This is a genomic window from Cellulomonas massiliensis JC225, assembly GCF_000312005.1.
Classification (GTDB): domain Bacteria; phylum Actinomycetota; class Actinomycetes; order Actinomycetales; family Cellulomonadaceae; genus Cellulomonas; species Cellulomonas massiliensis.
This window is the reverse complement of record NZ_HE978588.1, coordinates 1,596,979-1,603,718: the sequence shown is the minus strand read 5'-3', so window position 1 is coordinate 1,603,718 and position 6,740 is coordinate 1,596,979. Positions and strand designations below refer to the sequence as shown.

Below are 6,740 nucleotides of genomic sequence, written 5' to 3'. Positions count from 1 at the left end.
GGCGCCGAGGGGCACCACGTCGGCACCCGTGCGCGCGAGGCCGCCGTCCTCCGGGCCGCCCGGCCCCGCCGGCCCGGCGCCGTCCTCGTCGCCCCCGGTGAACGCGTAGTCGTCGTCGGGGTCCGCCTCCTGCTCCGGCTCGGAGGCGGCCTCCACCAGCGTCACCCGGTCGAGGACCTGGGCGACCTGCACGGCTGCCGCCGAAGCACCCGCGTCGAAGCGGACGACGAGCGGGATGCGGATCGCGTCGCCGGGCGCCAACACGGGCCCGCGCCAGGTGCCGCCGCCGGGGACGTCGTCGCCGTCCACCACGACGTGCAGGGACCCGGCCAGCGACGGGCCGCCGTCGCCCACGCCGGCCCGGACCAGCACCCGGACGCGCGCCTCGACGTCGCTCCCGTTGCGCACCCACAGGTCACCGGTGGCCACGTCGCCGGGCACCATCGCGTCGGCGCCGACCAGCAGGCTGCCGTCGAGCCGGGTCGACCAGGTCCTCCCGTCGGGCGAGACCTCGACCCCGCCGTCCGCCGCCGCGGGCGGCGCCACGCCGAGGAGGGCCGCGAGCGCCACCAGGACGGCTGCGACGAGCCCGCGCGCGCTCACGCGGGGCTCCCGGCGGCGTCGGCCGAGGCCGCGCGGGCGCGCGAGCGGTCCCGCAGGCTCGACGCCCACAGCCACGCCCCGTAGCCGATGAGCCCGGCGGCCGCCGCGAGGGTCAGCCACCGGGGCCGGTTGGCCCCGACCCAGGCGTTGAGGTGGCCGACGTAGGGCACCCGGTACACGACCTCGCCCCGGACCTGCACCTCGCGCACGGGCGGGTCGTCGGCGCCGTTCGCGTCGCCGCGCGTGACGAACGCGAGCTCGCCGTCGGTGGTCGACCCGATGCCGCGCACGCGGTGCGTGACGACCTCGGGCTCGCCCGAGTGCATCTGGTAGGTGATGACGTCGCCGATCTCGACGCGGGCGGGGTCGACGGGTCGGGTCACGACGAGCGTCCCCGGCGGCATGAGCGGCGCCATGCTGCCCGTGAGGACGGTGTAGGTCTGCGCGCCCATCGCCAGGGGCACGACGACCACGACGAGCGCCAGGAAGACGACGACGACCAGCGCCGCGGCGGACGCCACCGCCCCGGCCGCGGACCACGCGCGACGGCGCGCGGGCCGCCCCGCCGGGTCGGGCGCGCGGTCGGGGACCTGCTCGAGGTCGTGGGCGTCGGCCATCAGCAGCCCACGAAGATCGAGAGCGTCCGCTGCACGCTCACGCCGGCGGAGGCCGGCGACGTCCACTCGACGCCGCCGTTCGTCACGCGCGCCTGGACCGTGACGGTCGAGGTCTGGTTGTTGGGCACGGTGCTCGCAGCGAGCGTCAGGCTCGTCCCCGTGGTGCTGCCCACCTGCACCGGGGCGGCCGTGCCGGTCTGCCGCGACACGAGGTACTGCACGCTCGCGCCGGCGGGCAGGGCGGGCGTCGGGGGCGGCGTCCAGCCGACCGTGTAGGAGAACAGGCCCGAGCAGGTGAGCTGCGTCGGTGCCGGCAGGGCCGCGGCGGACGCGGTCCGCGCCGCCAGCGAGGTCGTGACGGTCCACCAGGCGTACGCCGCCCCGCCGCCGCCGAGGACGAGCCCGAGCGCCACGCCGAGCGCGACCGGCAGCCGCACCGTGCGCAGGGCACGGGCGGCGCGGGGCTGCCGCGGGGCGGCGGTCATGGCGCGTCCTCCGGGGTGGCGGGCGGGGGGCCCGGGCGAGGTGGTCGGTCGGGTCAGGTGGTGGGCTGGTTACGAGCGGTCGCCTGCAGGGTGAAGGCGGCGGAGCCTCCAGGCGCGGAGCCGGCGCCGAGCACCGTGCGGACGCACACGTACACCGTGGCGCCCGTCGGCTGCGTGGCGCTCCACGCCCCCGGGGTGACGACGGTCGCGGTGCAGTCCGCGACGTCGGGGCCGGTCGACTCCAGGAGGGTGACGCCCAGCCCCGCGAGGGACCCGCCCGTGACGGCGAGCTGGTACTGCCAGCGCCCGTCGCCGGTGTGGGTGAGGCGCGCGACGCCCGTGCGGGGGTCCTGCGGCCACATGCCGGTGTAGCTCGGCGCGCCGACCCAAGCCGCGTCGAGGCCGAAGGTGCCCGACCGGATGGTCGCGGCGGACGCCACCGGCCGCGAGGCCGACCACGCCGCGTAGGCGGTCGTCGCGATCCCCGAGAGGAGGAACGCGACGACCGCCACGGCGACGAGGCGGGGCCCGGGGCGCACCTCAGACCTGGCTGATGGTGACGGCGCCGTTCTGGAGCACCGCGTTGAGGTCCTGCGCGCTCAGCCCGGCGGTCGCGCTGTCGAACGTCAGGGTCACCGTGACCGTCACGTCGAACGTCGTCTCCGTCGTCGGCGACGAGATCGAGAACGTGTTCGTCCCGGTCGTGATGGTGCCCGTGCCCGAGCCGGTCTTGACCGCGGTGAGCGCGACGGCGGGGGTGCCGAGCGCGGTCGTCAGCGCGTTGGTGCCGCTGTACGTCGGCACGGCGAAGGACGACTGGGCGTTGAGGCGGCTGCCCAGCGCGGTGACCGTGAACACCTCGGTGTAGCGGATCGAGTCGCCGGGGACGACCTTCGACGTGCCCGGCACGAACGCGGGCGTCGTCGTGCCGTTCGCCCACGCCCACGAGCCGGCGGTCTTCGTCGCCACCGAGAGCTTGCCCGAGGTGATGGTCGTGCCGGACGAGAGCGGCTTCGAGTCGCTCCAGTAGGCCAGGGTTCCCGCACCGCCCAGGAGCAGCGCGACACCGGCGCCGATCGCGATGGCGCCCTTCGTCGTCTTGCGCATGATTGCCTGCCTCCGTCGTCGTGCCCCGGGCCGTCCCGGGACCGTCGACGAGGCATCGCCACGCACGCGCGAGAAGTTAAACGTCTAGGCGCGCGAGACTCGCAGTCATCAGGTTGTTCCACCCAGACGAGTCACCCGTGCGGGACCGGACCCGGAGGATCCCGGCGGATCAACCACCGGTCCCGGTCCGCCGAACGGGCGGCACTATGACGTGCGACACACCCTACCGGGGGTCGGTGCACGCGCGCGACACGAGCCCGCTCAGGCGCGGGTGCCCCGGTGCAGCGCCACGATGCCGCCGGAGAGGTTCCGGAACGCGACGTCGCGCCACCCTGCGGCCTTGATGATCCGTCCGAGGCCCTGCTGGTCGGGCCACTCCCGGATCGACTCCGCGAGGTACACGTACGCGTCGGGCGACTTCGTCACGACGCGCGCCACCGACGGCACGGCGCGCATGAGGTAGTTGGAGTAGACCGTGCGGAACGGGCCGAACGTCGGCGTGGAGAACTCGCACACGACCAGCCGCCCGCCGGGCTTCGTCACGCGCGCCATCTCCCGCAGCGCCGCCGGCACGTCCGGCACGTTGCGCAGGCCGAACGAGATGGTCACGGCGTCGAAGGACGCGTCGGCGAACGGCAGCTCGAGGGCGTCGCCGGCCACGAACGCGAGGTCCGGACGGCGCCGCTTGCCGACCGCGAGCATGCCCTCGGAGAGGTCGCAGGGCACCACCCGCACGCCCGCGTCGGCGAGCGGCTCGGAGGAGGTGCCCGTGCCCGCGGCGAGGTCCAGCACCGTGTCGCCCGCCGTCGCCCCGACCGCGGCGATCGTGGCCTTGCGCCACGCGCGGTCCTGGCCGAGGGACAGGACGTCGTTCGTGCGGTCGTAGCGACCGGCCACGGCGTCGAACATCGCCGCGACGTCCTGCTGCTGCTTGTCCAGGCCCGCGCGCGTCATGCGGCCATCGTCGCAGGTACCGGGGCGTCGTGACGACGGGAGGCGCGGCGGGTCGGTCGGCGCGGGCACGGGTCGGGCCACCGCTCGTCCGGCGCCGTGCCGTGCGAGGCATACCCTGAGCGGTGATGAGCACGCTCACCTCCGCGCCGGCCGAGCCGGGGCCCTCCCCGCTGGTCGTGCGGACGGTCGCCCTCGACGACCTGGGCCTCCCCGTGACCGCCGACCCGCTGCCGGACCCGGCCGACCTGCTCGGCCTGCTGCCCGGCGAGGCGCCGCTCGCGTGGGTCCGCCGGGGGGACGGCCTCGTCGCGTGGGGCGAGCTGCTGCGCCTGGAGGTCGCCGGTCCCGACCGGTTCGCGGCGGCCGAGCGCGCCTGGCGCGAGGTGCTCGCGCACGCCGTCGTCCGCGACGAGGTGGGCCTGCCCGGCACGGGTCCGGTCGCGTTCGGCTCGTTCGCGTTCGACGACGCCTCCCCCGCGGGCGGCGTCGTCGTGGTGCCCCGCGTCGTCGTGGGGCGTCGGGGCGGACGGGCATGGCTCACGACGCTCACGCAGGGCGCGACGCTCGAGCCGGTGCCCGACCTGCGCGACGTGCGCGCCCGCCGCGAGGCGCCCCTCTCCCCCGGACCGGTGGCCTACGCCGACGGCGCGCTCACCGCCCGGGCGTGGCAGTCCGCCGTCGCCGACGCCGCCGGGGCGATCCGCGCGGGCCGTGTCGACAAGGTGGTGCTCGCGCGCGACGTGCGGGCCCGGACCCAGCGGCCCGTCGACGTCCGGTGGGCCCTCGACCGGCTCGCGCAGCGCTACCCGTCGTGCTGGACGTTCTCCGTCGACGGCATGTTCGGCGCGACCCCCGAGCTGCTGGTCCGGTCCGAGAAGGGCCTGGTCACGTCGCGCGTGCTCGCGGGCACGATCCGCCGCACCGGCGACGACGCGGCGGACACCGCCCGGGCCGCGCAGCTCGCGCACTCGTCGAAGGACCTCGAGGAGCACGAGTACGCGGTCGCGTCCGTCGCGCGGGCGCTCGAGCCGTTCTGCTCGTCGACGAACGTCCCCGACGTGCCGTTCGTGCTGCACCTGCCCAACGTGCTGCACCTCGCGTCCGACGTGACGGGCGTGCTCACCGACCCGACGGGCCCGGACCGCCACCCCTCGTCGCTCGCGCTCGCCGCGGCGCTGCACCCGACGGCCGCCGTCTGCGGGACCCCCACCGCCGCGGCGCGCGACCTCATCGCGCAGGTCGAGCAGATGGACCGCGGCCGGTACGCCGGCCCCGTGGGCTGGTTCGGCGCGGACGGGGACGGCGAGTGGGGGATCGCCCTGCGGTGCGCGGAGCTGTCCCGCGACGACCGGCACGACGTCCGCCTGTTCGCGGGCTGCGGCATCGTCGCGGCGTCCGACCCGGCCGCGGAGCTCGCGGAGTCGGAGGCCAAGCTCGTCCCGCTGCGCGACGCGCTGGGCTCCTGACCCCGCGCCCCTCCCCGGGGCACCTCCCGCCGGACGCACGGGAGCGCCCGGCACGCGCGTGAGGCGCGCACCGGGCGCTCGGGCGGGCGCCCGGCAGGGGGTCCGGACGCCCGCGGCCCGCCGCCCGCACCGCGACCGCTGCGATCGGTCGCCGTGCGTCGTGGGCCGGCCCACCCCGCCGGCCGCCGCGGGAGGCAGCAGCCGGCGGGGGGCCGAGCTCAGCCCTGGCCCTGCTGCTGCTGCAGCCACTCCCAGAGCTCGTCAGGGCTCATGCCGCCCGGCAGCTGCCGGCCGTCCTGACCCTGCTGGCCGTCCTGACCCTGCTGGCCGTCCTGACCCTGCTGGCCCTGCTGGCCCTGGTCCTGCTGCGCGGTGCCGGTGTCCTCCTTCGTCGCGAGCGTCGCCTCGACCTCGATGGCCTTGCCGTCGCGCACGACCGTGAGGACCGCCTTGTCGCCCGCCGCGTACGACCGGACGTAGGCGGTGAGCGACTCGGCGCCGCCGACCGGCTTGTCGCCGATCGCGACGATCACGTCGCCCTCCCGCAGGCCGGCCGCGGCGGCCGGGGACCCCTCGCTGACGGTCTTCACGAGCGCGCCGGCGCGGGTCACACCGTCCGCGGTCGCGGTGCCGTCGTCGAGCCCCACGCCGAGGAACGCGTGCTTGGCCACGCCGCTGTCGACGAGCTGGCTGGCGATGTTCTTCACCAGGTCCACGGGAATGGCGAAGCCCAGGCCGATCGAGCCCGAGCCGCTCGACAGCGTCGCGATCGAGGAGTTGATGCCGATCACGCGGCCCTCGGCGTCGAACAGCGGGCCGCCGGAGTTGCCGGGGTTGACCGCCGCGTCGATCTGGATCGCGTTCGTCACGGTCGCGTCGCTGCCGCCCTCCGCCTGCGTCGTGACCGGCCGGTCGACGGCGGACACGATGCCGGTGGTGACGGTGTTCGCCAGCCCCAGCGGGTTGCCGACGGCCATGACCGGCTCGCCGACGGTCACGGCCGAGCTGTCGCCCAGCGCGGCGGGCGCCAGGTCGTCCGGCGGGTCCTGCAGCTGGACGACGGCGAGGTCGGTGGTCGGGTCGGTGCCGACGACCTTCGCCTGGTAGATGCGGCCGTCGTCGAGGGTGACCTGGACGGTGTCGGCGCCGGCGACCACGTGGTTGTTCGTCACCACGCGGCCCTCCTTGTCGATGACGACGCCCGAGCCCTGCGCCCCGCCCTGCGACGTGGTGACGCTGATGGCGACGACCGACGGCGAGACCGCCCGGGTCACGGCCTCCCAGTTCGGGTCCTGCGCGGTCGAGCCGGACACGGGCACGGTGTCGGTCGACGAGCGGCCGAGCTCGGCGATGGACGCCGGGCGCGTCCCGGTCCCGTCGCCGCCGTCGAACGCGTGCGAGATGCCCAGCGTCGCGAACGCGGTGACCAGCGCCGCGGCCGCCGCCGCGGACGTGATCGGCAGCCACAGCCGCCGGCGCGGACGTGCGCCGTCCGCCGTCGCGGGCTC

At 76.3% G+C, this 6,740-nt stretch carries 8 protein-coding genes; 1 reads left to right on the top strand and 7 read right to left on the bottom strand.

What is annotated here, in order from left to right; translation table 11 throughout:
- The 6 genes from HGCM_RS19775 to HGCM_RS07615 form a co-directional block, all read right to left on the bottom strand.
- Nucleotides 1-603 (bottom strand): hypothetical protein (locus tag HGCM_RS19775; RefSeq protein WP_218917041.1); only part of this gene is annotated, 603 nt, incomplete at its 3' end.
- Entirely contained in the window at nucleotides 600-1,220 is a 621-nt protein-coding gene (locus HGCM_RS17475; RefSeq protein WP_019136261.1) for a signal peptidase I, read from the bottom strand. The genes HGCM_RS17475 and HGCM_RS19775, both read right to left, overlap by 4 nt.
- Nucleotides 1,220-1,705 (bottom strand): hypothetical protein, encoded by a 486-nt coding sequence (locus HGCM_RS07630; RefSeq protein ID WP_019136260.1) that lies wholly within the window; start codon nucleotides 1,703-1,705, stop codon nucleotides 1,220-1,222. Before HGCM_RS07630 ends, HGCM_RS17475 begins: the two co-directional genes overlap by 1 nt.
- A gap of 53 nt (nucleotides 1,706-1,758) precedes the next feature.
- Nucleotides 1,759-2,244, bottom strand: a complete 486-nt coding sequence (locus HGCM_RS07625; protein ID WP_019136259.1) for a hypothetical protein — start codon at nucleotides 2,242-2,244, stop codon at nucleotides 1,759-1,761.
- A 1-nt stretch (nucleotide 2,245) separates the two neighbouring features.
- Nucleotides 2,246-2,812, bottom strand: a complete 567-nt coding sequence (locus tag HGCM_RS07620; protein ID WP_019136258.1) for an alternate-type signal peptide domain-containing protein — start codon at nucleotides 2,810-2,812, stop codon at nucleotides 2,246-2,248.
- 261 nt (nucleotides 2,813-3,073) lie between these two features.
- Nucleotides 3,074-3,766, bottom strand: coding sequence for a demethylmenaquinone methyltransferase (locus HGCM_RS07615; RefSeq protein ID WP_019136257.1), 693 nt, complete (start codon nucleotides 3,764-3,766; stop codon nucleotides 3,074-3,076).
- 125 nt (nucleotides 3,767-3,891) lie between these two features.
- Between HGCM_RS07615 and HGCM_RS07610 the strand changes: the two genes are divergently transcribed.
- Nucleotides 3,892-5,232, top strand: coding sequence for an isochorismate synthase (locus tag HGCM_RS07610; protein ID WP_019136256.1), 1,341 nt, complete (start codon nucleotides 3,892-3,894; stop codon nucleotides 5,230-5,232).
- A gap of 218 nt (nucleotides 5,233-5,450) precedes the next feature.
- Here HGCM_RS07610 and HGCM_RS17470 read toward each other — a convergent pair.
- Nucleotides 5,451-6,740 (bottom strand): S1C family serine protease (locus HGCM_RS17470; protein WP_019136255.1); only part of this gene is annotated, 1,290 nt, incomplete at its 5' end.

Excerpts from the sequence above, each read along its gene's own strand:
- HGCM_RS07620 (WP_019136258.1), bottom strand. The coding sequence starts at position 2,812 with ATGCGCAAGACGACGAAGGGCGCCATCGCGATCGGCGCCGGTGTCGCG.
- HGCM_RS07615 (WP_019136257.1), bottom strand. The coding sequence starts at position 3,766 with ATGACGCGCGCGGGCCTGGACAAGCAGCAGCAGGACGTCGCGGCGATG.
- HGCM_RS07630 (WP_019136260.1), bottom strand. The coding sequence starts at position 1,705 with ATGACCGCCGCCCCGCGGCAGCCCCGCGCCGCCCGTGCCCTGCGCACG.
- HGCM_RS07610 (WP_019136256.1), top strand. The coding sequence starts at position 3,892 with ATGAGCACGCTCACCTCCGCGCCGGCCGAGCCGGGGCCCTCCCCGCTG.
- HGCM_RS17475 (WP_019136261.1), bottom strand. The coding sequence starts at position 1,220 with ATGGCCGACGCCCACGACCTCGAGCAGGTCCCCGACCGCGCGCCCGAC.